The 24,176-nt window shown below is 59.1% G+C and carries 22 protein-coding genes and 1 pseudogene; 10 read left to right on the top strand and 13 right to left on the bottom strand.

What is annotated here, in order from left to right; all coding sequences use genetic code 11:
* Nucleotides 1-36 precede the first annotated feature (36 nt).
* The 5 genes from nifB (at nucleotide 37) to EJ073_RS22215 (ending at nucleotide 3,285) form a co-directional block, all read left to right on the top strand.
* The gene (nifB, locus tag EJ073_RS22235; RefSeq protein ID WP_091599529.1) at nucleotides 37-1,518 is read left to right on the top strand and encodes a nitrogenase cofactor biosynthesis protein NifB; all 1,482 of its coding nucleotides are present in this window, start codon (nucleotides 37-39) and stop codon (nucleotides 1,516-1,518) included.
* Nucleotides 1,519-1,547: 29 nt separating this feature from the next.
* Nucleotides 1,548-1,742 carry a 4Fe-4S dicluster domain-containing protein gene (locus EJ073_RS22230; protein ID WP_091599532.1) on the top strand — a complete coding sequence of 65 codons (195 nt, stop codon included), beginning with the start codon at nucleotides 1,548-1,550 and terminating at the stop codon, nucleotides 1,740-1,742.
* Between the two features lie 85 nt (nucleotides 1,743-1,827).
* The gene (locus EJ073_RS22225; protein ID WP_029356589.1) at nucleotides 1,828-2,148 is read left to right on the top strand and encodes a nitrogen fixation protein NifZ; all 321 of its coding nucleotides are present in this window, start codon (nucleotides 1,828-1,830) and stop codon (nucleotides 2,146-2,148) included.
* On the top strand, nucleotides 2,145-2,357 hold the full coding sequence (gene nifT / locus EJ073_RS22220) for a putative nitrogen fixation protein NifT (protein WP_024505230.1): 213 nt from the start codon (nucleotides 2,145-2,147) through the stop codon (nucleotides 2,355-2,357). Before EJ073_RS22225 ends, nifT begins: the two co-directional genes overlap by 4 nt.
* 34 nt (nucleotides 2,358-2,391) lie before the next feature.
* A complete protein-coding gene (locus EJ073_RS22215; protein WP_091599535.1) occupies nucleotides 2,392-3,285 on the top strand; it encodes an SIR2 family protein in 894 nt (297 codons plus the stop codon).
* A 307-nt stretch (nucleotides 3,286-3,592) separates the two neighbouring features.
* Here the strand turns inward: EJ073_RS22215 and EJ073_RS22210 are convergent, their stop codons facing one another.
* Together EJ073_RS22210 and EJ073_RS22205 are read right to left on the bottom strand one after the other, a co-directional pair.
* Nucleotides 3,593-4,159, bottom strand: a complete 567-nt coding sequence (locus tag EJ073_RS22210) for a sugar O-acetyltransferase (RefSeq protein ID WP_091599538.1) — start codon at nucleotides 4,157-4,159, stop codon at nucleotides 3,593-3,595.
* A gap of 366 nt (nucleotides 4,160-4,525) precedes the next feature.
* Entirely contained in the window at nucleotides 4,526-4,753 is a 228-nt protein-coding gene (locus tag EJ073_RS22205) for a hypothetical protein (RefSeq protein WP_126057642.1), read from the bottom strand.
* Nucleotides 4,754-5,426: 673 nt separating this feature from the next.
* On the opposite strand from EJ073_RS22205, the gene EJ073_RS22195 reads away from it, so the two are divergent.
* Complete coding sequence (locus EJ073_RS22195; protein ID WP_091599544.1) at nucleotides 5,427-5,705, top strand: peptidase dimerization domain-containing protein; 279 nt, start codon at nucleotides 5,427-5,429, stop codon at nucleotides 5,703-5,705.
* A gap of 72 nt (nucleotides 5,706-5,777) precedes the next feature.
* Here EJ073_RS22195 and EJ073_RS22190 read toward each other — a convergent pair whose 3' ends face one another.
* The gene (locus EJ073_RS22190) at nucleotides 5,778-6,278 is read right to left on the bottom strand and encodes an invasion associated locus B family protein (RefSeq protein ID WP_236473430.1); all 501 of its coding nucleotides are present in this window, start codon (nucleotides 6,276-6,278) and stop codon (nucleotides 5,778-5,780) included.
* A gap of 364 nt (nucleotides 6,279-6,642) precedes the next feature.
* Between EJ073_RS22190 and EJ073_RS22185 the strand changes: the two genes are divergently transcribed.
* From EJ073_RS22185 to EJ073_RS22175, 3 genes are all read left to right on the top strand, one after another.
* A complete protein-coding gene (locus EJ073_RS22185; RefSeq protein WP_164746903.1) occupies nucleotides 6,643-7,650 on the top strand; it encodes an ISNCY family transposase in 1,008 nt (335 codons plus the stop codon).
* A 155-nt stretch (nucleotides 7,651-7,805) separates the two neighbouring features.
* Complete coding sequence (locus EJ073_RS22180) at nucleotides 7,806-8,315, top strand: DarT ssDNA thymidine ADP-ribosyltransferase family protein (RefSeq protein ID WP_126057640.1); 510 nt, start codon at nucleotides 7,806-7,808, stop codon at nucleotides 8,313-8,315.
* Nucleotide 8,316: 1 nt separating this feature from the next.
* Entirely contained in the window at nucleotides 8,317-9,030 is a 714-nt protein-coding gene (locus EJ073_RS22175; protein ID WP_091599555.1) for a hypothetical protein, read from the top strand.
* Nucleotides 9,031-9,240: 210 nt separating this feature from the next.
* Here EJ073_RS22175 and EJ073_RS22170 read toward each other — a convergent pair whose 3' ends face one another.
* The 7 genes and pseudogenes from EJ073_RS22170 to EJ073_RS22140 form a co-directional block, all read right to left on the bottom strand.
* Complete coding sequence (locus tag EJ073_RS22170; protein ID WP_126057639.1) at nucleotides 9,241-9,456, bottom strand: hypothetical protein; 216 nt, start codon at nucleotides 9,454-9,456, stop codon at nucleotides 9,241-9,243.
* The gene (locus EJ073_RS22165) at nucleotides 9,453-9,653 is read right to left on the bottom strand and encodes a hypothetical protein (RefSeq protein WP_126057638.1); all 201 of its coding nucleotides are present in this window, start codon (nucleotides 9,651-9,653) and stop codon (nucleotides 9,453-9,455) included. Before EJ073_RS22165 ends, EJ073_RS22170 begins: the two co-directional genes overlap by 4 nt.
* Nucleotides 9,654-9,678: 25 nt before the next feature.
* Complete coding sequence (locus EJ073_RS22160; protein ID WP_091599561.1) at nucleotides 9,679-12,792, bottom strand: autotransporter serine protease; 3,114 nt, start codon at nucleotides 12,790-12,792, stop codon at nucleotides 9,679-9,681.
* Nucleotides 12,793-13,190: 398 nt separating this feature from the next.
* Nucleotides 13,191-14,234: pseudogene (gene nifA / locus EJ073_RS22155) on the bottom strand (nif-specific transcriptional activator NifA); the annotation flags it as partial.
* 761 nt (nucleotides 14,235-14,995) lie between these two features.
* Nucleotides 14,996-16,204, bottom strand: a complete 1,209-nt coding sequence (locus EJ073_RS22150; RefSeq protein ID WP_126057636.1) for a beta-ketoacyl-[acyl-carrier-protein] synthase family protein — start codon at nucleotides 16,202-16,204, stop codon at nucleotides 14,996-14,998.
* Nucleotides 16,205-16,486, bottom strand: coding sequence for an acyl carrier protein (locus tag EJ073_RS22145; protein ID WP_126057635.1), 282 nt, complete (start codon nucleotides 16,484-16,486; stop codon nucleotides 16,205-16,207). It lies immediately after the preceding gene.
* Between the two features lie 681 nt (nucleotides 16,487-17,167).
* On the bottom strand, nucleotides 17,168-18,697 hold the full coding sequence (locus EJ073_RS22140; protein WP_245455310.1) for an IS110 family transposase: 1,530 nt from the start codon (nucleotides 18,695-18,697) through the stop codon (nucleotides 17,168-17,170).
* A gap of 672 nt (nucleotides 18,698-19,369) precedes the next feature.
* Between EJ073_RS22140 and EJ073_RS22135 the strand changes: the two genes are divergently transcribed.
* Nucleotides 19,370-20,287 carry a LysR family transcriptional regulator gene (locus EJ073_RS22135; protein ID WP_091600624.1) on the top strand — a complete coding sequence of 306 codons (918 nt, stop codon included), beginning with the start codon at nucleotides 19,370-19,372 and terminating at the stop codon, nucleotides 20,285-20,287.
* Between the two features lie 48 nt (nucleotides 20,288-20,335).
* Here EJ073_RS22135 and EJ073_RS22130 read toward each other — a convergent pair whose 3' ends face one another.
* The 3 genes from EJ073_RS22130 to EJ073_RS22120 form a co-directional block, all read right to left on the bottom strand.
* On the bottom strand, nucleotides 20,336-21,139 hold the full coding sequence (locus EJ073_RS22130; RefSeq protein WP_091600623.1) for a TIM barrel protein: 804 nt from the start codon (nucleotides 21,137-21,139) through the stop codon (nucleotides 20,336-20,338).
* Nucleotides 21,140-21,303: 164 nt separating this feature from the next.
* The gene (locus tag EJ073_RS22125; RefSeq protein ID WP_024505889.1) at nucleotides 21,304-22,365 is read right to left on the bottom strand and encodes a LacI family DNA-binding transcriptional regulator; all 1,062 of its coding nucleotides are present in this window, start codon (nucleotides 22,363-22,365) and stop codon (nucleotides 21,304-21,306) included.
* A gap of 278 nt (nucleotides 22,366-22,643) precedes the next feature.
* Nucleotides 22,644-23,927: a dicarboxylate/amino acid:cation symporter gene (locus EJ073_RS22120; RefSeq protein ID WP_281033076.1), complete on the bottom strand. Its 1,284-nt coding sequence runs from the start codon at nucleotides 23,925-23,927 to the stop codon at nucleotides 22,644-22,646.
* Nucleotides 23,928-24,176: the final 249 nt, after the last annotated feature.

Genomic DNA, 24,176 nt, shown 5'->3' with positions numbered 1-24,176 from the left:
CTTGAACCGCGACGTTACCAGCAACGGAGCCGTTTGATGTCCTCACCGACAGTTTCGATTGAGGGGCCGACCAGCACGACATCCGAGGGTTTTCTGGCAGCCGCGAAATCCGGTGGCTGCGCACCGTCCTCCTACGGTTCGTCGCCGACCAGCCCGGGCGATGTGGATCCGGCTATTTGGGACAAGATCAAGGATCACCCCTGCTTTTCGGAGGAAGCGCATCACTATTTCGCGCGTATGCATGTGGCGGTCGCGCCGGCTTGCAATGTCCAGTGCAACTACTGCAATCGCAAATACGATTGCGCCAACGAGAGCCGGCCTGGTGTTGTGTCTGAGAAGCTGACGCCCGACCAAGCGCTACGCAAGGTCATCGCGGTTGCCAACGAAGTTCCGCAGCTTTCGGTTCTTGGCATCGCTGGGCCGGGGGATGCCTGTTACGACTGGGAGAAAACGAAGGCAACGTTCGACCGCGTCATCAGGGAAATCCCCGACATAAAGCTGTGCGTCTCCACCAACGGGCTCGTGCTGCCGGACCATGTAGCTGAGCTTGCCGAAATGAATGTTGATCACGTGACGATCACCATCAACATGGTCGACCCGGAAGTCGGCGCAAAGATCTATCCTTGGATTTTTTATGAAAATCGCCGCTACTTCGGCATCGAAGCCGCTCGAATCTTGCACGCGCGGCAGATGCTGGGCCTGGAGATGCTGAGCGCGCGCGGCATCCTCACCAAAATCAACTCGGTGATGATTCCTGGAGTGAACGACCAGCACCTGTTTGAGGTGAACAAAATGGTCAAGGAGCGGGGCGCGTTCCTGCACAACGTGATGCCTCTGATTTCGGACCCGGCGCACGGCACCCACTACGGACTCATCGGGCAGCGCGGCCCAACGGCAATGGAGATGATGGCTCTTCAGGATCGACTTGAAGGTGGCGCCAAGTTGATGCGCCACTGCCGGCAGTGCCGGGCAGATGCTGTCGGCCTGCTCGGTGAAGATCGTGGCCAGGAATTCACGCTGGATGGGATTCCCGACGATGTCACCTACGATGCTGGCAAGCGTCAGGCCTATCGGCAGGTGGTCGCACACGAGCGCCGTGATCATGAGGCGGCGAGGAGCGAGGCCATCGGTATGGTCAAGGCAACAGACTCCGAAAAGTCGCTTCTGGTTGCGGTGGCCACAAAGGGAGGTGGACGCGTCAACGAACACTTCGGCCACGCGAAGGAATTCCAGGTTTATGAAGTCTCGCCTAGAGGGATCAGCTTGGTCGGGCATCGGAAGGTCGAGCGGTATTGCCTCGGAGGCGGGGGCGAAGACGCCACCCTCGAGGGCGTCTTCGCTGCGCTGGAAGGCATACACATAGTGCTATGCGCCAAGATCGGAAATCGCCCGAAGGAACAACTCTCGCGAGCTGGACTGCGCGTAACCGACGCCTATGGCCATGACTACATCGAGACCGCAGTCAGCGCACTTTACGCGGCAGAGTTTGGGATCAGACCACTAGCGGCGACGGCCTGAGCGGTCTCGTCCGATAACCAGGAGTTAGAATGGCTTTCAAGATCATCGCATCCCAATGTACCCAATGCGGGGCCTGCGAGTTCGAATGTCCCTCGGAAGCGATCAAGTTCAAGGGCGACGCCTATGTGATCGATCCAATCAAGTGCACCGAATGCAAGGAGGCCTTCGATAAGCAGCAATGCGTGTCGGTCTGTCCGGTACCGAAAACCTGCGTTCCCGCTTGATTCCTACCGAAACGGTCGGGTTCGCCGCGCGAGGACGCCTGCAACCCGCGACCACACCAAAAGCCTCGAGAAAGGAATGGACAGCATGTGGTCCAGACGCGAACAGGAGGTCGAAATCGGCAGACCGCCACGGTTCATGCAGGGTGAGCGGGTCCGTGCAACACGCCACATAAAAAACGACGGCACCTATCCCGGCAAGGAGATCGGCGAAAACCTCGTGCGGAAGGGCGACGAAGGCTACGTGCGCGACATTGGAACCTTTCTCCAGCAATTCTTCATCTATGCGGTCGAATGGATCGATCGTGGCACGGTCGTCGGCATGCGAGCGCGCGAACTCATTAGCCTCGACAAAGTCGAGGTTCCCTGCGGAGCTGAAGGCATTTCCAACGGAGGAACAGCCGGATGAAAGTAATGATTCGCAGGACCGCTACTGGCTTGTCGGCTTATGTCCCCAAGAAGGATCTCGAAGAGCCGATCACCGAGATTGAGAACGCAGACTTATGGGGCGGGACCGTGACGCTCAGGAACGGTTGGCGGCTCATGCTGCCCGACCTTCCGCGCGATACGCGTTTGCCGATCACCGTCGAGGCGATGAAGATTTCCGACGGGGCCTGATGCCGGTGGGTTCAGTGGCGGAGAGGAAACGCGTATGAACACGATGCTGAGCTGGGACCATCTCGTCGTCGTCCGGGGCAGTTTTGCCAAAAAGCTGATTGACCTGCTGAAGGGCGCTCTCAAGGCCGATCGAGTGATCCCCTATCTCGGTCCTGGTCTTCTGCAGCTTAACACGCCGGAATCACCTGCACCTTGCACCCCTGAAGATGTCGCCGCGGCGCTCAACAAGCGGGCGCCTGCCCCTTCCAGGATTCGCACCAATATGTGGTCGGTCGCGCAGTTTATCGAGCAGCGCCGACATCGTCGGACTCTTCAAGCGTGGATGGCGGAGATATTCGCAGCCCCCGCCGAGCCGACCGTTCTTCACGCCTGGCTCGCAACCCTTCAACTGTCTGTCATCATCGACAGCTGGTACGATGGCGCCATGCGGGCAGCCCTTGCAGAGGCCGGCCAAACAGACGTTGTCGAGATACAAGGAACCACGCGAGCGACCGGAATTGGTAACATCTGGACGAGAACTTACGATTTGTCAGGAACAGAACTCGACGCCGAACAAGTGGCAAGGACGGTGCTCTATGCGCCGCACGGCAGCGTCAGGCCGGCCGCAAACTTCCTCGTGGCTGATTCCGATTACGTCGAAGTCCTAACCGAAATTGATATCCAGACGCCGATCCCGGACGTGGTGAAGCAACGGCGCGTCAACCGGGGCTTTTTCTTCGTTGGCTGTCGCTTCAACGATCAGATGCTGCGCACATATGCCAGACAGATGATGAAGCGCTCCACTGGCCCACATTTTGCGGTGATCGATTCGGCTACGCTGACCAGAAACGAACGTCGTTTCCTTGCCGAAGGCGCAATCACGGTCATCGACATGCCGATCGGCAACGCCGCGGCTCGCCTCGTCGGGGTCGATGCTAGCCAGGATTAATGGCCGGCGATTGCTGGTGAGTCGCTTGCCTCCAAGGGCGAAAACTCAGTTGGGAATACATCTGAGCAGTAATGCTACTGGCAGCACAACGGAGGCTCTGAATTCGTTGGGCCATGTGAAAGGGCCCGCTGCTGCGGGACGTGAGCACGTTGCGGCGGCATTACGCACATGATTTTGTGACACCCGTGGCAAAAGAACTGAAGCGCCCGAGCCGAACCGCGACAAGATATGCAGCGCTCAATGGCTTCGGCAGAAATTTGGCACAGTTTCGACAGTTCGCATGCACCTCCAGGGTCAAGGAGGTTGATTATGCCTGTTTATGTGGGTTGGCGACGCGAGCAGGAATTCCCACTACCTTTGCCCCGGCGGGAACATCGCGTGTGACCACGCTGCCAGCGCCTACGACCGCATTATCGCCAATCGTGACGCCAGGCAGAATGATTGCTCCACCGCCGATCCAGACACGGCTGCCAATGCGAACAGGACGCCCGACCTGCAGGCCGGCCTGTCGCTGCTCGGCATCATGTGGATGATCGGCGGTATAAATCTGCACGGCAGGCCCAATTGCCGTTCCTTGCCCGATTTTGACCTCTACCACGTCAAGAATAACGCAGTTGAAGTTGATGTAGGCATTGGCGCCAATGCGGATATTGAATCCGTAGTCGCAAAAAAAGGGCGGACGGATGACCGTTCCGCGCCCAACCTCTCCCAGCCGCTCGGACAAAAGCTCATGCCAATGCTCCGTGGTCTGCCCCAGCGTATCATTGTACCGCTTGAGCCAAGCCCCGGTGGCCAACAGGTCAGCTTGGATCTCCGGATCCGCCGCATTGTAAAACTCGCCTGCGAGCATCTTTTCTTTCTGGCTACGCATCATAGTCTCCCGTCAGGTCGTGTCCCGTGCAGTGATGCAGGAACGCACATCAAACTGCCTCGGCAACTTTGTAACTCGGTCTGCCGGGCGCGTGGTCAAGCCGGGGCGACAGTTTCGTCTCGACCAACTTCTGCGAATTTTGGAAATATCGCAGATCAACCGGTCGCAGGGCCAATACCTGACGAAGTCGGCAACTGTCCAGCGGTCGAACTCACTTTCATGCCCATCTCAACGGGTGCCATGAGCGCGGCGCAACGCGCTCGAACGCCGAAATACTTAATTCCCAAACACCCTCTAAGATTGAGAAAGTGCATCGTTTTGTACGAAACTAACAATCCCATTAGCTGAAGAGTTTGCAACACATCCGTGTCAGATCCCCATCAGCTTGAACGCCGCCTGGCTGACTTCAGTGTCGGGGTCTTTCAGATGCTCGGGTTCCTGGAAGTGGTTGGCGTTGAAGGCTATCGTTCGACTGGCCAATCTCCCCATGCCGCGCAGCGCTTCACCGAACACATCGGACTGGCGCTTGAACTCCGGACTGTCCTGGTCGGCTGACACGACGGCAATCGGGCAGGTGATCCGGTCGAGATGGCGCATCGGGCTGAATTCCGCCTCTTCCCCCCTCCGTCAGATGCAGGTAGCTGCTGCGCGAGGAAAGCATCACCGGATAGAGATCATACATGCCGCTCATCAGCAAGCCGCCCTTGAGGGCATCCGCCGGTAGGCTGCGCTCCGTCCAGTCGGTGATGAGGACGCAGGCCGCCAGATGCGCGCCGGAAGAATGACCCGCCACATACACCCGGTTCGGGTCGCCGCCGAAACTGGCGGCATTCTTCATCGTCCACTCCACCGCCCGCCTGCAATTCTCGACCATCTGTCGCAGCGTCAGCGTTTTCACACTGCCGAAGTCAGGCGCGGCATAGGCCGCCCCGCGCGAAACGAAGGTCGGGGCCGGATAGGATGCATCCTCGCGAGTGTTTCGGGTCCAGGCACCGCCATGGATGAAGACCAGGACCGGGGCGGCCTTGGCATCCCAGGCGCGAACACATCGATGAGATCTCTGGCATCTGGACCGTATTTTGCCGGACGCGGCGGCATCGCGCGCCGGACCTCGGCGCTGGCGATGCCATCGCCTTCCTCCAGTTCCGCCATCCGCGGCGCCCAGAATGACTGGTCATACGCCGTATCCAGTTGCTCCTGTGTGTAGTCGAGGAATACCGACGCGGCTAAGGACTTGCCGACCGCTACGGCAGACAGGGACACGCCCGCCATGAGAAACGTTCTGCGCATCATTACTCTTCTCTCCCTCAGGACAGCCGCGATGATTGTAAAGGTGGGCGCGATCAATGCGGGGACAAAGTACGACGTAATCCCGGATGAGACCCTCCTCAAGGTCAGTGTACGGACGTTCGACGAGAATGTTCGTGCAAAGGTGAAGAAGGCGATCGAGCGGATCGCTGCCGCGGAGTCGGAAGCGTCGGGCGCCACTCGCCCGCCCGAGATCACTCAGGCCGAGACCGCGCGCTTCTCGCGCGTGGGGATTATCTGACCAAAATGTCGAAAAGCCGTAGTGGAACAAAGGAAAGTGACAACCGAGATCATCAGCCAGCCAGCCCCCAATCTAAGCCCCGAGCAGCACCTTCAACCTGTCCAGCGCCGCCGTCAAACCCTTCAATGAAACCGACAAGGGCACATCCTTCTGGTCGAGACTCTTAACCGTGACCTTGAGCGTTGTGCCCGTGCGCAGCGACGCGGCTGCTTTCGCGTCGAAGCTGAGGGGCACGAAGCAGCCGGCGGGCAGGCAGGTCGAGAAGGGCAGCGGCTTGCCCGCTTGCCCATCGTCGACCTGAAGCGTCGCGCCGACGGCGAGTTGCAGGCCGAAGGGCAGGACGAGATTGCCCGCAATGCCGTCCTCCTGCCCCTTGCCCAATTCGACCGCAAGCAGGCGCCGTCCGTTCTGCTGCGACTGCTGATAGGTAGCCGCGCATACCAGCGTCGGCGTGGCCTGGCAGGAGAGATCCCAGTCCTCATAGGTCTCCTTCAGCGAGGAAGCACCGCCCGGCAGCCCGGCTTCCTGAGCTGCCAACGACGCGGAAAGCGCCATGAGGGTGGCCGCGGCCACCGCACAAATCCTGGACGAATCCGACATCAGCAAAGCTCCGTTGCCCCCTTGTCGTGGAGCGCCGCGCGTGCCTTCGAGGCGAGAATGGCGCTCTATCCGATTGAAACGACGCGTCGGCCCGAAAATCGATGCCGATCTTCGGGCCGACGTATCTGCAACAATTACCCGACCGCGATGCCGCAGGCAAGCGTTCCGCTCCGGCGTGTCGTAAGCACATGATTTGTCCGGATTAGGTAGCACAGGAGTTGTCCGGTTTCATCGCCAGCGAATGGAAGCTGGGGATGAAGCGGGCAGCGTGGCTCCAGGACGGAGAATACAGAAGTTTCGGGACGTATTGAGCCGTTGGACTGGCGGCGATCTCTCGATGATGGAGGCAGGCGAGTTGCTGGGCATGTCGGAGCGGCAATTTCGGCGTTATCGCGACCGTTACGAAGAGGCCGGGGAGGCTGGGTTGCTGGACCGGCGTTTGGGCAAGCTTTCGACGCGCCGGGTGCCAGTGGAGGCGATCGAGGAGATGCTGGAGCTTTATCGCCATCGCTACCTTGGCTGGAACGTGAAGCATTTCCACGAGCACCTGCTGCGCGATCACGATTTCAGCTGGGGCTACACCTTCATCAAGACGCAGCTTCACGCGGCGGGCCTGGTGGAACGGGCCAAGCGGCGCGGTGCTCACCGGCGCAAGCGGGAAAGGAAGCCGTGCGAAGGGATGATGCTACACCAGGACGGCAGCCGTCATCAGTGGCTGGCGAGTGGGCCGATGCTGGATCTGATCGTGACTATGGACGATGCGACGAGCACGATCTATTCGGCCTTTCTGATCGAGGAGGAAGGCACGGCGTCGAGCTTCCAGGGACTTCTGGAGACCTTTGTCGCCAAGGGATTGCCGTCAAGCCTCTACAGCGATCGTGGCAGACACTATTTCGTGACGCTCAAGGCGGGCGGGGCTGTCGACAAGATTCGCATGACCCAGGTCGGTCGGGCGCTCGAGCGGCTCGGCATCGAACATATTCCAGCCTATTCGCCTGGAGCCAGGGGCCGCTCCGAGCGGATGTTCTCAACCTTGCAGGACCGACTGCCGAGGGAACTGGCACTGGCCGGCATGGCTGATATCGAGGCCGCCAACCGCTTCGTCGCACAGACCTATCTGCCGGCTCACAATGCCCGCTTCGCCAGGCCCGCCGCGGTTGAAGACAGTGCCTTTGTCGCCGCCGACCCGCAGCAATTGGCCCAGATCCTGTGCATCGAGGAGGAGCGCGTCGTTGCTCGTGACAACACGGTCGCCTTCGCGCGGCTGCGATTGCAGCTCCCGCACAGTCCGATCCGGGATGATGATCGTTGTGGAGCTGCCGTGCACGACGATTTCGAACCATAGTTGGCGATGTAGAATTCTATTTTAATCGTATAGAACAATTGAGAAACGTCGCCAATCTGAACACCTCGCCTCGGATCATGGCGTTCGGACGATGACTGCCGTAAGATTCCACCCGTGTGGGGCAAGGCTGCTACCGGCCTGCGACGGAGGGGAACATGGCAATTGATACTCTTGATAAGGTGCCGCTGCTCTATCACTTCACCGACCGGAGGAACCTGCCGGTGATTAAAGAAATGGGAGGACTCTATCCACTCGCGCAGCTTGACCAGAAGAAGGTCAAGGTTCCGGCACCGGGCGGCAATGAATGGAGTCGTGACGCCGACGCGTTGAAGGGAATGGGCAACTACGTCCACCTTTGCTTTCGTAGCACCCATCCGATGGAGTACGTTGCCCGGCAGGATGGGAGGATTACGGACACGATCTTTCTGCAAATACACCCCTCGGTAATGCAGTTCACGGGTGTTCGTTTTACCAACGATGTCGCGAACAAAGCTGGCGTCGAATCGATTCCTATCGGAGAGGCTGAACCGCTAATCGATTTTGAGATACTTTACACCCGAACGGACTGGAAGGATTCGGCGATTAAGGCGCGTCTCACTCAGGCGGAGAAATACGAGGTGTTGGTTCCCCATGTCATTCTGCTGGGCTTAATAAGGAACATTTAGAATGGCTGAGAGACCAGTCTTTATCCCTGCAACCGAGGACGAAGGTTACGTCAGGCGATTGGATTTCGAAATTCCGTGGGCCGGTGGCTTCGCTGAGGTTCAGAAGAAGAAGAATATACGGTCGCTGCATGAGGCCGCCAAGAAAGCCGGATATGCGCCGCTGCTAGAAGTGTCTAGCAAGTCTGATGAAGTCGCCGGCCAGCATCTTAGCGCGTTTCACCTGCGCGTGAGGACCAGCATCGGCGAGATACCGCTGGAGAACGCCTTTCAGGGAAGTAAGGTATTCGAGCGTGGCGGGCCGTACACCGATCTGTACGAGGTTGAACCGCGCGATGCGAAGCGCGAGCCACGACTCCGCGAATCCGGCGCACTGGTGGGCTTCAAATTCGACGGCTTCGAGTTCCCGCTAGAACCCACGACCGTGTTCTACGATTGGCTTTATCTCAATGCCATCTTTCCTCACCGTGTATGGCTCAAAAATCGAGTGGACGGCGAAATGCGGTATGCCGGTTTCACTGACATAGAGTTCAACCCTACCAAGTCGGTCAATTGTCAGGCGAAAACGTGCGCTCTGTTCGTAGTGCTCATGAGGGAGAACAAGCTGGAGCGCTACCTAAAAACGCCCGAGGTTTTCATTGCCGCGATGGCTGCTCATTCGCTTCGGCCGACCGAGCATCAACCTCATTTGAAGCAGGCCAGACTTAGGGTCGGCTAGCAGGCAGTAGCGCAATTTATTCGCTAGAGCAGCAAGGTCACTGCCGAGACCGCACGCCGGGTAACCGGTATCAGTACACCTGTCTTCGGCGTGTCATGGTCGGACCCCAGCCCCTCAGAGACAGAAATCGTACGCCGCTTCCTCGTTTCTCGAAGATCGACGCGTCCTTTACAATCCCTTCGATAGCGGCGGAAGCCCATGAGTTGCCTGTCAGGATTGAGTGTAGCCGCGGGCTCTCATGCAATCCTTGACGAGATTGCCTTGTTCCATACCCTTGACGATACGATCCCCGACACCGTCCCCGATTGCATCTGTCATCGTTTTCGGGCGGCTATTCGTTCCGATCGTCGCCGTCGCCATTTCCGACTGATACTTGCATTCAGTGTAGTCCTGCTGGGCAGCACTGCGCGGCGTCTCGTCCTTCACCCAGTTGCCGCCGTCGGACGTACTGCACCCGGCAGCGAAAGAAAGGCACCCTGCCAAATCGCAATTAGAATTACTTTGTTCACGAAACACTCCTTCCGGAAAGCAAAAGCAGCAATGGCCGAAGGATGGTCGGCCATTGCAAGGCGATAAGATCTTTCAATAGAGATGGCTGTCAGTTCGCTGCTGGAATCGGGCATGACATATCGCCCTCCCTTGCGGCGATTAAAACCGAACACTGAGTTTGGCGTTGAAGCCATGCTCCTGCGCGTCCGAGGCAAGCTGACCTTTATAGGTAAGCCCGATGGTTGCCTTGTCGGTAAGGTTGACATCGATACCAGCTTCGAAGACGGCAGCGTTCTTTGCGATTGGCGTTCCCTCCACGGCGAAGGATGAGCCGCCTGTGAAGGCAAGCGCCGTTTCAGGCACCACATCGCCGAACGCATGACGCCAGCCGATACCGCCACGGGCGGTTGTATTGACGGAACCAAGCGGGAAAGCGGTCGAGGCGCGCAGCCCTATCGTGGTGAATGTCGTGTCGCTCGACCGGTCTTTTCCGGAAAGCGCAGCGGCACCGCCATGCTCTGTGAAGCCATCCGCGTTGAAGTTCACATAGGCTAGGTTCGCATAGGGCTCGAAAGATACGGAAGCTGTATCCAGTCGAGAGCCGAGTTCGCCGAAAGCCTGGAACGTGCCGGCATGGTAATCGGCCGAAAGGCTGTCGGAGAAGCCCGGAAACGCCACCGACCTGCCGGTCTCGATGCGGTTCCACGTATAGGCAAGGCCGGAACGGAAGCTGTGAGGGCCACGCTGCGTGCCAGCGTAGATCCCGAGGTGATAATTGTTGCCTGAGCCGGAGGAGGCGCGATCATCCACATGGATGGACGTATGGCTATAACCGGCAAGAAGCCCGAGCCGCCAGCTTTCGCCGATGGCCGCATCGCCGCCTGCAATAAAGCCTCCCGTCGAGCGGTCGAGGCGAGCAGCGTTGCCGTCTCCGTCCAAATGTCCCCAGGCGCCGAAACCGCTGCCCCAGACGGCGAAGTTTTCGCTGGTCGCGGGAGCCAGTTCCGGGCCTTCCGGTCCATATGCCATGACCGGCACGGTTGATGCGCCCACGCCTGCGAACGCTGCGCGAATGCGATCGCCGGCGGCGTCACGGACGAAATGGCTGTCTTCGACAAAGGCGCTGTGAACGGAAGCATGGATCTCGCCCGAAAGCTGATCGAATGCGTTGCGGGATCCCTGTCCCGTCAGGAAGAGGATGTTGTCGTGGATCGTGTTGCCGGAACCAAGGGCTTCCGCAGCCGCGCCCACGGATCGCTGATTGAAGGTATTGCCGACATCGGCAAAGGTGACAGAATTGCGATCGACGTCGAGATAGACGTTGGTCGGGTCATAAGCGAGTTCGAAATCGACGAAGGGCGAGTCTGTAAAGAGGCCTCCTGTCAGCCCGCCGTAGGTCCCGATCACGCCGCCAGCGGCGGTCAGAAGCGTGTAGCGGGTATCGACTGAGAAATGCCCGGCACCTTCACGCACCAGGTTGACGCTCGCTCCCTTGTTGATGGCGGCACTGCCGGCAACGTCGATGAGATCTGAAGCCTTGCTCGGTGCGATACCCGCCAAATAGGTCGACCCGGCCTGCTGCACGAAGTCACCGTTGACGGTGAGCACTGCAACCCCCTTGCTTGGATCGAGCACGCTGCCAGGAGCGACGGTGCCGCCTGCGCCAACCGTAAGAGAGCCGACTGCACCGATACCCGTAAGGGTACCAGTAGCCGAGACGCCTACCTTCGAAACAATGCGGCCATCGACGGCGAGTATGCCTCCAAGCACCTTGGTCGGCCCGCTGTAGCTGTTTTCGCCGGACAGGATCAGCGCTCCTTCGCCGCGCTTCGTCAGGTCTCCGGCGCCCGAGATTGAATTCGACCAGATCGAGGAGTAGCCTTTGGTGTCGACGTCGAAGACGCCGGCGTAGCGGAACTCGCCCGGACCCTCGATCGCAACGCCGAGATTGAGCAGACCCTGGCCGAAGACTTGTTCATCCTCGAACCCTTTGGTGGTCGTCGTTGTCAGGAGGGTTTCAATGGTCTGGCGGGCGTTCATGTAAGGGAATGCCGACCGGATCACTGCCGCCGCGCCAGCAACATGCGGCGTTGCCATGGAAGTACCTTCCTCGTACTTATACGGGTTGTTCTTGTTCGCCCGATCCCCTTGTGGCCAGGTAGAATAAATGCCGTTCTCATCAATCGGATTATCGGGATCGGCATTAATATCGCCACCCGGAGCCGCGAGGCACCACTCTGCTGTGGCTCCGCATCTATTGCTATAGCTGGCAATCTTGCCATCCTTGCCGACAGCAACGACTGTTATCAGCGAGCCTGCCAGATCCGAGAAGTCGAGCTTCGAGACATCAGACCCGCTCACTATCTTGTATGTATTTGGGTTATTGAAATCGAAACCTTTGTTTGTTTGATCGTTTGTGTCGATGAACTTATAAAGATTTCCATCTTTGGTATTTTCTGGCGTTATTAACGGCAACGTGCCGATGCCGCTGGGAATCGCCGAAGCAGCGCCGGGTTGGTCGTCGGTACTGGCATCATTACCGGCGGCGAAGACGAGCACGATGTCCGCCTTAGCCGCCTTCTTCAACGTATTGTAGGTATCGACGAGATTGCTCGGATCATCATAGATGGCCTGATAGTCGAGAATCTCATAGTTTTTATTATCGATGGCATATCCCTTGCCATCGAGTTTCAGTTGGCCGTTCTCGTCCTTGAGATACCGCCCCAGCAACAGGCCTGGCCCGTAGCTCCCATTGAGCACGCCAGCTCCCGCACCAATCGCGTATTCGATCGCTTCATTGGTCGGGTCCATCTCGGGATCATCTGGGTCGCCGATATCCACTGCTCGAAGGGGCAATACTGTCGATTCATAGGCCACGCCCTGCATGCCCGTGCCGTCGCGCGCGGCGCCGATTATCCCCGCCACATGGGTCCCGTGTCCGTCAGGCACACCGTCTTTGTCGACAGAATGGCTGACGTCAGCCAAGCGTTTATCCGTCCCGAAGTTGTGCAGCGCCTTCGAAATGCGCGCCACGAATTCGGGATGGTTGATATCCAGTCCTGTATCCACAATCGCAACGACGACGCCCTTGCCCGTATAGCCTTTAAGGTAGGCGGGCAGGGCGTTGATCATACTCAGGCCCCAATTTCTGGAATATTCGGCATCTGCCACCGGCGCAGGCGACGCGACTGATTCCTGGGCCAAGGACAGATTTGGTGCGAAGAGCGCCGTTGTTGCTAAAAACAATTTGATCGTTCTGAAGCGCGTTGGCATGCTTAATCCCTATTCCCAAAACTACTTATTTCTTTCAGATCAGATTGGCGCGATATCGAGCGGCAAGCGATCAGCTTATGTATCGACCAGGTCCCGCCAGCGGAGATCTGCGCGTCGCCTCTACGCATGCTGGCGTGTCACCAATGATACATCGATTATTTCTGGATTTCAGGCACGTCGGATTGGATTTGCCCTTGCGGTGTAGAGCGAAGTTACTAGCCATAGGATTCCTCCTTCTTAGTTTTGTCAGCCGCAGAGCCCCAGTACGACTGGTGGTAGAAAGCACACGGCCGGAATCTTGGCAGCGCTGTTCACACCCACGTTCGTAAGGTGGCCGATGGGCTCGGCGCCAGAGCACCAATGCTTGACCTGCTCCAGCTCTTGCTCGGCGGGTTGTTTCAGAGACGCTTGATCTCGATGCCGTGTTTTCTCAGCACGTAGCCGATCTGGCGCGGGGTCAAACCGAGCAGGCGCGCCGCCTTTGCCTGCACCCAGCCACACTTTTCCATGGCGGCAATGACCGTATCGGCATCGGGCACCCTACCACGAGTCGTGGCAGGGCCTATCGGCGCTTGCCCGTCGCCGACGGGCGGGGCGGCACGGGCGGCGGAAGGCTCGATCGTAGTCGAGTTCTCTGACGTCGGCGGTCCGTTCTTCCACAGCGCCGCGGCCAAGCACTCACCCACGCAACAGGCAAAGTCAGTTCTGAGGATTGATGGACCCGTCGCCAGAACTGCCGTCCGTTGAACGCAGTTTTCGAGCTCTCGGATGTTGCCTGGAAATTCGCAATTCATTAGCACCTCAATCGCTTCGGGAGCGAAGGTCAGCGTGTGATCATTCTCAGTATTGAAATTCTTGAGAAACTGAGCGGCCAAGAGCGGAATATCACCTCGCCTTTCGCGCAATGCCGGCACGCGTAAAGTGACGACGCTGATGCGGTAATAGAGGTCTTGCCGGAACTCCTTGCGTTGAACTGCCTTTTCCAAGTCCCTGTTGGTTGCGGCAATCACGCGAACATCGACTTTAATGGTGTGGTTGCTGCCGACACGCTCAAACTCCTGCTCCTGCAGGACACGCAGCAGCTTAGCCTGGAACGAGCCCGATATTTCGCCAATCTCGTCCAGAAACAATGTGCCTTTGTCGGCAGCCTCAAAGCGCCCCTTGCGCAAACTGCTCGCGTCGGTGAAGGCACCCTTCTCATGACCGAACAAGTCAGATTCCAGAAGCGTCTCGGTGAGCGCCGCGCAATTGACCTTGATGAAGGGCTGCTTGGCGCGAGGCGAGAGCTCGTGAATGGCTTTGGCAACCAGCTCCTTACCGGTTCCGGATTCACCTCGCAACAGGACCGTAGTCTTCGCCTTGGCCACCTTGACAAGGTGCTCACGCAGCTTGCGCAGCGCCTGACTATCGCCAAGCATCTCCTTGCTGATCTTTTTACGTTCCATTTGGCAGCCCATCCCACTCCGCCACCCGCCGGTAGAACTGCACTGGACGGTGAGCTGTGTTGTATTTCGTCATCATCATTCTCGATCTCACCTTTGTTGCTTCGAAATTTTCGGCGCGCGGACGCCCTCGGCAAATGGCAATGGCGCCTGAGCATCGTTGCCTTTCACCAGGACGAGCGTCTTCCTCCGCGCGGGCGCTCGCAATATGCGGTTTGCGCAGGCCTTTACTCGACCGGTCGCTGTTCTGTCCGGCTTCTGCCGCACCGCAGCCTGCAAACTCATCCTTGACAAGAAAGGAGGGGAGTCAACCGAGCTCTCCTTGCATTTATGCAAGGAAAATTGTCAGTTTGATAGAATTCTATCAAAACGGCAGAAACGCCCCGCCCCAGTTTGGCTGTACCTGCGGCGTTCAGCGTACGTGACGACATGTGCGGACTTGTCCCAATTGCCATCCGAGTTGTGCGGAACAGTAGCTGCTGCGCTGTTCGCTTCAACCGCGTGAGGCCGGAGACAGTAGAGACGGCGGCTCGTCGAGCGAGGTTTCATTGTTCGGCTACTAAACCGGCTGTCCTTTGGTGGGAGTTGGTTTCGCCCAAGTTCTGGGCCTGGGGCGTCTAGCCCGTTTCGCCGCACAGGCTCCTTCCACATCGTCGAGGCCGAGAAGGAGGGACCCCACAGCTCTCCCTGTATCACAATGCCCCGCCCCTCAAGCAGCTAGATACGACAGGTGACCTCAAATGAGGCGTCTTGCATGGCTTCTACACCTGCCTGAATGCCAGAACTGCGTTCGTACCGCCCATGGCGAAGGCGTTGCTCATGGCGACGCGCACCTTGCGCTCGCGCGGCACATTGGGTGTGATGTCGAGGTCGCAAGCGGGATCTGGCTCGCGATAGTTGGCGGTCGGCGGCACGACGTCCTCTTGGATTGCCATCACGCAGGCGATCATTTCAAGCGCGCTCGCTGCGCCGAGGCAATGCGCGTGCGTGGACTTGGTGGAAGAGATGGACATCGAATAAGCGTGGTTTCCAAACACACGCTTGATCGCCGCCGTTTCAGTCTGATCATTGCTTTTGGTACCGGTGCCGTGCGCGTTGAGGTAGTCGACGTCCTCGGCATTCAGCCCGGCATCGGCAAGGCAGGCGCGCATCGCCGACGCTGGCCCCTCGACAGATGGCGCGGCAATGTGGAAGGCATCGGCGGAAAGGCCGACGCCGGCGATCTCGGCAAGAATTGTGGCACCACGCCTCGTGGCATGCTCGTAGCTTTCCAGCACGGCCATGCCCGCACCCTCGCCCAGCACCAGGCCCTTCCTATCGGCGGAGAAGGGCCGGCAGGTATCGGGTGAAAGCACGCGCATTGCTTCCCATGCTTTCAGCACGCCCCATGCGAAGGGTGCGTCGCTGCCTCCGGAAACCATTACGTCGGCCCGGCCCAGCTTGATCTGGTCCACCGCCGAGGCGATCGCATGGTTGGCCGAGGCACATGCGGAGGTCACCCCGAAGACCGGCCCGCGCAAGCCGAGGCTCAAGCTCACCTGGCCGGCGGCGGCGCTTGGCATCGTTTTGGGTACAGCGAGGATGCCAACTCGCCTCGCGCCGTCCAAAAGGAGGGCCCGGTAAGTTTCCTCCATCACATCCCAGCCCAAGCCGCCGACGCCCACTGTCGCGCCGAAGCGATGGGCATTCCCCTCGTCGCAGGAAAGTCCGGCCTGCCGCATGGCTTCGCGCGCTGCAAGCACGGCGAGCAAGCTGAAGCGGGCCATGGAGACGAACTGCTTGCGATTGATGTCGTGCTGGGGCAGCGCCTTGATCTCAGCGCCGGTCATGCCCTCCAGGTCATGAAGCTCGGAATTGGCGATCGGGCCGATGGCGGAGCGGCCTTCGCGCATCTCTTTCCACATAGAGGCGGCGTCGGTGCCCAGTCCGCACAGGCCGCCCACTCCGGTGATAACGACGCGCCTGTCCATTCAAGCCTCCTTCGCAAGCAAGCCGCGGACGGCTTCCACGACGTCGCCGACATTCTTGAGATTGGACCAGGCATCGGCCGTGTTCATGTCGATCTTGATGCCGTAGGCCTGCTCCACATCCCAGAGGACGTCCGCCAAACCCAGCGAATCAAACCCGAGCGCGTCCAGTTCCGTGGCGATTGTTATCTCGCCGACGAATGACGTAGGCATTCCCTCACCGCTCTCCGACTCGGCGCGTTTCTTGATCAGGGCAATGACGTCCGTTGCGAATTGATCGGCCATTCTGTTTCCTGTCTTTCTTTCCCGCGTTTCGACCTGGACGCGGCTCAGTTCCTGAGGCGCGCCGCGTCGCGAAAGCCATCACGCTTGGGCAACTGACAAAGCCCAATGCTCATAAAGCCGGATCAGGTCCGGCCGGTGTGTGGCGTAGGTGCAGTATGACGATGTGAGCCGCTACACCGTGCGCGTCTCCCAGTCTGTCCATAGGCTCGGAAGAAGTCGGACCCGGTCAGTTGCAACTCCCTTTCCCAGCACTCCACTGCCCGGTAGAGCGCATGAAAAATCTCCTTTCGGGCGGTTTCTTAAGACGCTCGCCACGCCATGAGGCAGTGGGGCATCGGTGTCCGTCAGGTGCTTCTGCCCATGCAGGATTCCACAACATTGATGAAATCGTTTGTTTCGATGAAAGGCATCCACACTTTGGATAGTTGACCACGCGTTTCAAAGGTCGTGAACTACATCTCCTCGTTGTGCTCGACGCACTCCCGACAGAGCGCAACCTCATGGGCGCGGCATGCAAGATTAACCGAGCCCAGCCGGTCATGAGTGCGGCCGGCGCTCGGCTGCTCGATTATTTGCGCGATGAGCTCGCGACCATGTCCGCGGAGGTATTCAAACTTAACGCTGCGTCCGGGAGCTCTTGCCCTCCAGTTCGCGACGCTCTCCCGCCCATCCAGTGCTCGTTTATTTCGTCGGATAGTTTGACCCGGCTCTACCGAATCGCCGCTTCAGGATCATTCTTTCCGATTTCGTCACGCTCGTATTTCTGCCGCGCCCTACACCGATTAGGCGCGAACAAACTGAGCGCCTTGGAACCCGAACCCGTGCGTCGTGACCGGGAGCATCCGGGGCGAACTCATCCGCTCGGGGGCATCGCATCACCGGACGGCGACAGGCACGGTCGACCGGCATCTCGGCATCGGCTGGGAATTCGTCCATGGTCTGCATTGGCGACGACGCTTCCTGAGGCCACGTAGCCCTTATGCCAAGCTGGGCGCCCGGTTTGCGGCATCCGTGCCTACCCTCTTCGGACCTCGTGGGTTCCAACCGGCGGCGAGGCGTGCATAGGCGCCCTCGGCCTGCTCCACCCAGCGGCGCTCTTCTTCCCGGTGGCTCTTTATGTTGTAGGCGTGCGCGGCTCCCTTTTGGCCGCGCACAGCCTTGCTCCCGGCCTTGAGTTCCACATCGCGCAAGCTTCTTGGCATGCAGGGAGGGTCGAGCCCACGCGTAACTCTCGCCCTTCATCAACAGATGCCAGATCACGACAGAGAGTTTGCGTGCGGTTGCCACGGCCGCGACATGCTGTCCGCGCCGGGCTCGCACGCCGCAGGGAGAAGGCTCGCAACGGTCCGGGAGCACGAGCGGCCGCCCAGGCCGCCTCGACGAGCATGCCGCGCGCATGACCACGGCCCTGCTTGGTGATCCGCCCATGGTAGGCCGGACCTGGCCGGACTGTCGGACGCTTGGGTTCAACCCGAGATAGGTCACGAGCTTCTGCGGATCGTCGAAGCGCGACACGTCGCCGATCGCCGCCTTCATCGCCAGCGCGACGGTGATGTCGACGCCGGGAATGGTCATCAGCCGCTTCACGCCTTCATCCTCGAGAGCCGAGCGGGCAAGATCGCGTTCGATGACCTGGAGGTCTTCGCCCAATCGGTCGAACTCGCGCAGATGCCGATCGATCGCGAGGCGCTCGTCCTGCGGTACGACCTGCTCGATTAACCAGGTCCGACCCTTGGCGCCGCACAGGTCGGCATGCGGGCAGGACGGGATCAGGTGGCTATGAAGGATCGACTGGATGACGGTCTTCAATCGAGATCTCTGTCGGACAATCTGATTGCGCCGTGTCACCTGTCGACGCAGAGCCTGCGTCGGCTCGTCCGCAATCCAGACTTCTGGCAAGAAGCCGCTGGCATAGAGCTGCGCAAGAACGTCGGCCTCGATCGTCGTTTTGATCTTGGCATAGGCAATGATACGCACCTGTTTCGGGTTGCCGATCCCCACCTTCTTCACATGCGGCGCAACCACAGCCGTAGCGGACGTCGCGTTGCCGGTGGCCTCGATCACCCCGACATCGTTCGGCGACAGCTTCGCGGCGAACGCCGCCAGCAGATCGCGCCGCATGTCGACGCGGCCGAGTCGCCTGAGCCTGCCATCCTCCCATGCCACTGCTTCGGCGAAGGCGCGGTGAATATCCAGTCCGATGATGCGCATGCCCGTTCCTCCTTCTTGGCTCGGTCAAAGACGGGAGCTGGCGGGTAACACGACATCTACTGATCCGCGCTCGCAGCGCCTCCGGGAAAGTCGCGAGGGGCGGCGATGTAACGAGCTCGGGCTCTCAGCCCACGGTCTATTGACGGCCTGCCTGCACCTTCGTGCTCCCGGTGCCCCACGTCCCGGATGGGCTCACCATAAGGGCGTTCCAAAACAAGAACGGCAGGACGAAAAGGCACCACAGATCACCACCGGATAACAGCAAGGCCAAGCGCTTCGTTCAGACAGGCTTGCGCCAATGGGCTTAGGCCGAGCCTACAACAGCTCTCAAAAACGCTGCCGAACTGCTGCATTGGCTTCGCCGATACAACACAGGCCTCACGGCAGCTTAGGATCAAACCGCCCATCAGTCGCCTCGGACCACGCCTTGCTAGGTCGGGGCCGCCGAAGACGCTGGTTGATAGCCCGGCGCCATCGGCCCGGCATTTCAAACCGCCAATCTCTGACCTGCACAGTACGTACGATTGCTCGCTTCGGCAGATCACGCGGCTCATATGTCGGACCTTAACGTCATCCATCATAAACTTTTTGCGACAAAAGATTGCAAGAATGCTAAATTGTTAAAGTCGTTTGTTTCGGTTAAAGGCATCCATCCCATGGATGGCTGATGACATGCGTTTCAAAGGACTTGATCTAAATCTCCTCGTTGTGCTCGACGCACTCCTGACGGAGCGTAATCTCTCGGCGGCGGCACGCAGGATCAACCTGAGTCAGCCCGCCATGAGTGCGGCCGTCGCCCGACTGCGCGATTATTTCCGCGATGAACTGTTTACGATAAGAGGTCGCGAACGATTTCTAACCCCGCGTGCGGCAGCATTTGCCCCCGCAGTTCGCGACGCTCTCCAGCACATCCAGTGCTCGATTATTTCTTCGGATCCGTTTGACCCAGCTCGAGCCGATCGCCTCTTCAGGATCATTCTTTCCGATTTCGTCACGCTCGTGTTTTTCGAAAAGCTTGTGGAGCGTATTGCACGGGAAGCCCCCGCCGTCAGCTTCGAACTGCTGCCTGTCGACGATAGCCCCGATGAGCTTCTCCGGCGCGGTGACGTCGATTTTCTAATTCTACCGGATATGTTCACGTCGAGTGTGCATTCAAGCGTTCCGCTGTTTGACGAGAAGCTCGTGTGCGTAGGCTGTCCCACAAACAAGCAGCTGCCACAGCAGCTTACATTCGAGAGATACATGTCGATGAGGCACGTCGCGGTCAGGTTCGGGCGTACGATGAAGCCGTCTATCGAGGAATGGTTTTTGCTTGAGCATGGCCTTAAGAGACGTGTCGAGGTCGCCGTGCAGGGCTTCAGCATGATTCCACCTATGGTGTCCGGCACAGCTCGTATAGCGACCATGCCCTTGCGGCTGGTCAGGCATTTCGAAAACACGTTCCCCCTGCGGGTTATCGAACTTCCGCTGCCATTTCCCACATTCACCGAGACCCTCCAATGGCCGGCCCTCCACAATAGCGATCCGGCAAGCATCTGGATGCGGGAGATAATGATGCAAGAGGCATCTCGGATGGCTGTCCCGCTGTGAACCCACGGAAAATTCAGGCGCACCTATAGTCACTACTCCTGTCACCATCTACTCTGACGACAATAGCCCTCGCCGGATAAAGTCGATGCTGGCGGCAAGTGCGCCTGCGAGATCGTCCAGAGAATGGACTTCCTCGACCAGCTCGAACGAGAAAGGTCCCGCGTAGCCGCCATCCAGCAGCGCCTGAATCTGGCTGCCATTGTCGGAACCTGCAAGAAAGCGATCGGGGTAAATCCAGAAGGTCGGGTCGTTTACGCTTGAAATGTGCACCAGGCCGGTAAGCTCGCAGAACAGGCATGTCTCCCCGGCCAGGGTGTGGTGGAACGTGTCGTGCACGAGGCGAAAGACGGACTGGCCATCAACCGCGGCAACGGCCTCGGCCGCTTCCTTCTTTGATCGAAGCGAGCAGGTTCGGAAACCCAGCGGCTCGATAAGACCGATCAGACCCCGCGACTGGAGGATTGGCTTGATCTCGTTTAGAGCGAAACGAAGATTGTCCTGGCGCTCGCTATTGGTGGGCCACGAGCTGCGGTTGGCCGGCACCAAAACGAGCGTCTCCGCCCCGCACGCCGTCGCATAATCGGCGAGGTTGCTTGCCTCGGCCTGACGCGTTGGAGTCCAGTCGTTGAACCGCTGCAAGGCGTTGACAGAGATGATCGTGATGCCCGCTTCGGTAGCGGCAAACCGGACGTCCGCAGCCGGAATGCCGCGTGCGACAGGATTGCTGAAATGAGGGTAACGGATTTGGACGTCGGTCAGGCCTTGGTCACGGGCAAGCGCGAAAAGCGCACTGACGTCAAGGCGGGGCGCCGCCATGTGATCGAGTGCAAAGCGGGGCGATACCTGGCGCATTGCTTGACTTTCCTTCCATGAAGCGCGGCTGCCATTTCGGCATCCGGCTTCTTTCAAGACGGAACCACGCCGGTTCACAGATCGGACAGAGACGGCCGAGTCAATCGAGCTTTCCTTTCATCGGTGAAAGGAAAATGGGCGCTCATGATAGAAATCCATCAAGGTCAAATATTTTCCGGAAGATAAATGTCGAACGGCAGAAATGTCTGCCCCGGGCTCTCCGCGACGCCGGCTTTGATGGCCCGCTCCATTGCCATTATCAGCTCCTGGCAAAGTCGGCGCATTGGCGTGCCGACCGCCATCGTCAAGATGTCATCCGCAAGCGCCCCACGTGACTGCGGCGTCATTTCACTCACGATCGCGACGAGATCCTGACCGCTCCCCTCTTCTCGGAGCGCGGAAATTGCTCCCTCTATACCCCCGCCGGCCATATAGAAGCCGACGAGCTCTGGTTCCCGCTGCATAAGATCCAGCAATTTTTCGTAAGTGAGCTGCCGTTCATCAAGGTTCACGAGCGGATCAAGCACCTCGAATTTGGGCGCGTTCTCACGAAAATAGGCACGAAAGGCCGTTTCCCGCGTCGCATGCGCCTGGAAGCGATGGCTTCCGACAAACACCGCCACCTTGCCGGGCCGTTTTGCGGCCTTGGAAAACACCCAAGCGGCAGTCCGTCCGACCTTGCTGTTGTTGAGGCCGATGTAGCCCTCGCGCACGCCATCGGCGAAGTCGGATAACAGCGAAAATACCGGGATACCTTTCGCCTTGAGCTCCTCGACTGATGCTGTGATTTTCGGGTGATCGGCCGCCACCATGGCGATCGCCTGGCAGCGGCTTCCAAGGTCCTTAAGAAGCGGGAGCAGGTCACGCGGCAAATGTGACTGCGCGAACTCGATGATCGGAAGGCCGTGGAAGGATTTAGCCATACTGACCGACTCTTCAATATTGCGAGCGAAATCTTGGTAAAAATCGTGGGCAGGTTTTCTCAAGATGAAGCCCAGCTTGTAGTGCGGCAGGTGCTGCTGCAAGCGCTGTTTGATGAGACCGGCAGCATGATAGCCGATCGCGTGCGCGGCCGCATGGACCCGCTGGGCGGTCTCCTCTCGCACCGGAAGGCGGACGTTCAGAACCCGATCGACTGTTGCTACGCTGACTCCGGCTTCGCGGGCGAGATCGGCAATTGTGACGCGCTTTCCCCTAGCGATTCTGATCGGCCGGTCCTCCGTCATCCGGTGCGATCCCGCGACGGCTTGGGGCGGCAAGCTGAAATAGTTCCCACACCCGGCGGTTGATAGCGCATTCGACGAACAGCGCTCCATGCGCACCCAGATGAGTTTCCGTGAACCGTTCGTTTGCTTAGGGGCTTCATGGTGTTGTATTACTCACTGCGTTAGTACTCTATTTCCAGCGCTCTTTGGAGGCTGGCAATTCGACTGTTGTGGCAAGGCCGCGACTTACACGTCGCGCTGTTGCGATTTTGCTTGCGGGGAGCCAGTTTGATGTAACCCTAACCGCGGAAAGCGGCTTCCATCCGTGACTGGTCCAATTCGCCTTCCCAGCGAGCGACAACGAGCGATGCCACCGCATTACCGACTAAATTCGTCAGCGCGCGGCATTCCGACATGAAGCGGTCCACGCCAAGAATTAGAGCCATTCCGGCAACGGGAACACTCGGCACGACAGAGAGAGTAGCGGCCAATGTGATGAAGCCGGCGCCGGTGACGCCTGCCGCACCCTTCGAGGAAAGCATCGCAATTAGCAGCAGGAGGATCTGATCGGCAATTGACAAATCTGTGTTCGTCGCCTGCGCGATGAAGAGGGCGGCGATCGTCATGTAGATATTGGTACCGTCCAGATTGAATGAGTATCCAGTAGGGATGACGAGACTTACGACCGAACGCGCGGCGCCGGCCTTCTCCATCTTCTCCATGAGCGAGGGCAGCGCGGCCTCCGAGGAGGACGTTGCCAGGACAAGCAGCAGTTCGTCCTTGATGTAGCGGACAAGAGAAAAGATCGAGAAGCCGTTGTAGCGGCAGACCGCGCCGAGAGCCCCGAACACGAAGAGGAAGGCGGTAAGATAGAACGTCGCGACCAGTATCGCGAGGTTGGCCACCGAACCGATACCGTATTTGCCGATCGTAAAGGCCATTGCGCCGAAGGCGCCGATGGGTGCAGCCTTCATCAGAATGCCGACGAGCTTAAAAATGGGGGCGGTAAGCGCCTGGAGAAAGGTAACGACCGGCCTGCTCGTCTCTCCGGTCATCGCCAAAGCAATGCCGAACAGGACCGAGAAGAACAAGACTTGCAGGATGTCGCCTTCCGCGAAGGCACTGGCAATCGTTGACGGGATGATGTTCATCAGGAAGCTGGTCACGGACTGCTCGTGAGCCGTGGCCACATAGCCCTTAACGGCTTGGACATCGAGCGAGGCCGGATCGATGTTGAGGCCGGCGCCAGGCTGAACGATATTCGCGACAATCAGTCCGACAACGAGTGCAAGCGTCGAGAAGGTGAGGAAATAAACCATCGCCTTGGCGGCAACTCGGCCGACCTTCTGCAGATCGCTCATGCCGGCAATGCCGGTCGCAATTGTCAGGAAGATGACAGGTGCGATAATCATCTTGACGACTTTGATGAAGGCATCGCCGAGCGGCTTCAGGCTCTGGCCGGTTTCCGGATAGAGATAGCCAATTGCGGCACCCAGGACTATGGCGGCAAGCACCTGCACGTAGGTCCGGGCAAAATGGCGCTTGCGGGGCGCTGCGATCGCGCGGGGGACTTTTGGAACCAACACCGTTTCTCTCTCCCTGACCGGATCGGGGTGGGGGCTCCTCCTTCTCCCATGCTGCGCTCCGGTCGAGCGCTGCTGTCATCTCGGAGCAAGCGCCGTGCCAACTGGAGGCCTGTCCCGTCCAGCGAGATTGGTGCGGGTTGCGCACTGGAACCCTCCACCTTTGCCGGAATTTGCACTCAAGGCTCGCCAAAGATCGCGTGAAGAAGTGCTTCGCCAGAGAGGGAATTGACCAGGTCGCCTTGCGGC

It is taken from the genome of Mesorhizobium sp. M4B.F.Ca.ET.058.02.1.1, assembly GCF_003952505.1.
Lineage (GTDB): Bacteria > Pseudomonadota > Alphaproteobacteria > Rhizobiales > Rhizobiaceae > Mesorhizobium.
This window is presented reverse-complemented; position numbering and strand designations above follow the sequence as displayed.

Bases quoted from the DNA above. Each gene is read 5' to 3' on its own strand.
- EJ073_RS22140 (WP_245455310.1), bottom strand. From the start codon at position 18,697: ATGCGCATCATCGGACTGGATATTCACCGCGCCTTCGCCGAAGCAGTG.
- EJ073_RS22145 (WP_126057635.1), bottom strand. From the start codon at position 16,486: ATGGCCGATCAATTCGCAACGGACGTCATTGCCCTGATCAAGAAACGC.
- EJ073_RS22185 (WP_164746903.1), top strand. From the start codon at position 6,643: ATGATGGAGGCAGGCGAGTTGCTGGGCATGTCGGAGCGGCAATTTCGG.
- nifT (WP_024505230.1), top strand. From the start codon at position 2,145: ATGAAAGTAATGATTCGCAGGACCGCTACTGGCTTGTCGGCTTATGTC.
- EJ073_RS22230 (WP_091599532.1), top strand. From the start codon at position 1,548: ATGGCTTTCAAGATCATCGCATCCCAATGTACCCAATGCGGGGCCTGC.
- EJ073_RS22225 (WP_029356589.1), top strand. From the start codon at position 1,828: ATGTGGTCCAGACGCGAACAGGAGGTCGAAATCGGCAGACCGCCACGG.
- EJ073_RS22165 (WP_126057638.1), bottom strand. From the start codon at position 9,653: ATGCCCGATTCCAGCAGCGAACTGACAGCCATCTCTATTGAAAGATCT.
- EJ073_RS22175 (WP_091599555.1), top strand. From the start codon at position 8,317: ATGGCTGAGAGACCAGTCTTTATCCCTGCAACCGAGGACGAAGGTTAC.
- EJ073_RS22160 (WP_091599561.1), bottom strand. From the start codon at position 12,792: ATGCCAACGCGCTTCAGAACGATCAAATTGTTTTTAGCAACAACGGCG.
- EJ073_RS22180 (WP_126057640.1), top strand. From the start codon at position 7,806: ATGGCAATTGATACTCTTGATAAGGTGCCGCTGCTCTATCACTTCACC.
- EJ073_RS22195 (WP_091599544.1), top strand. From the start codon at position 5,427: ATGAGAAACGTTCTGCGCATCATTACTCTTCTCTCCCTCAGGACAGCC.
- EJ073_RS22125 (WP_024505889.1), bottom strand. From the start codon at position 22,365: ATGACGGAGGACCGGCCGATCAGAATCGCTAGGGGAAAGCGCGTCACA.
- nifB (WP_091599529.1), top strand. From the start codon at position 37: ATGTCCTCACCGACAGTTTCGATTGAGGGGCCGACCAGCACGACATCC.
- EJ073_RS22210 (WP_091599538.1), bottom strand. From the start codon at position 4,159: ATGATGCGTAGCCAGAAAGAAAAGATGCTCGCAGGCGAGTTTTACAAT.
- EJ073_RS22130 (WP_091600623.1), bottom strand. From the start codon at position 21,139: ATGCGCCAGGTATCGCCCCGCTTTGCACTCGATCACATGGCGGCGCCC.
- EJ073_RS22205 (WP_126057642.1), bottom strand. From the start codon at position 4,753: ATGCGCCATCTCGACCGGATCACCTGCCCGATTGCCGTCGTGTCAGCC.
- EJ073_RS22150 (WP_126057636.1), bottom strand. From the start codon at position 16,204: ATGGACAGGCGCGTCGTTATCACCGGAGTGGGCGGCCTGTGCGGACTG.
- EJ073_RS22215 (WP_091599535.1), top strand. From the start codon at position 2,392: ATGAACACGATGCTGAGCTGGGACCATCTCGTCGTCGTCCGGGGCAGT.
- EJ073_RS22135 (WP_091600624.1), top strand. From the start codon at position 19,370: ATGCGTTTCAAAGGACTTGATCTAAATCTCCTCGTTGTGCTCGACGCA.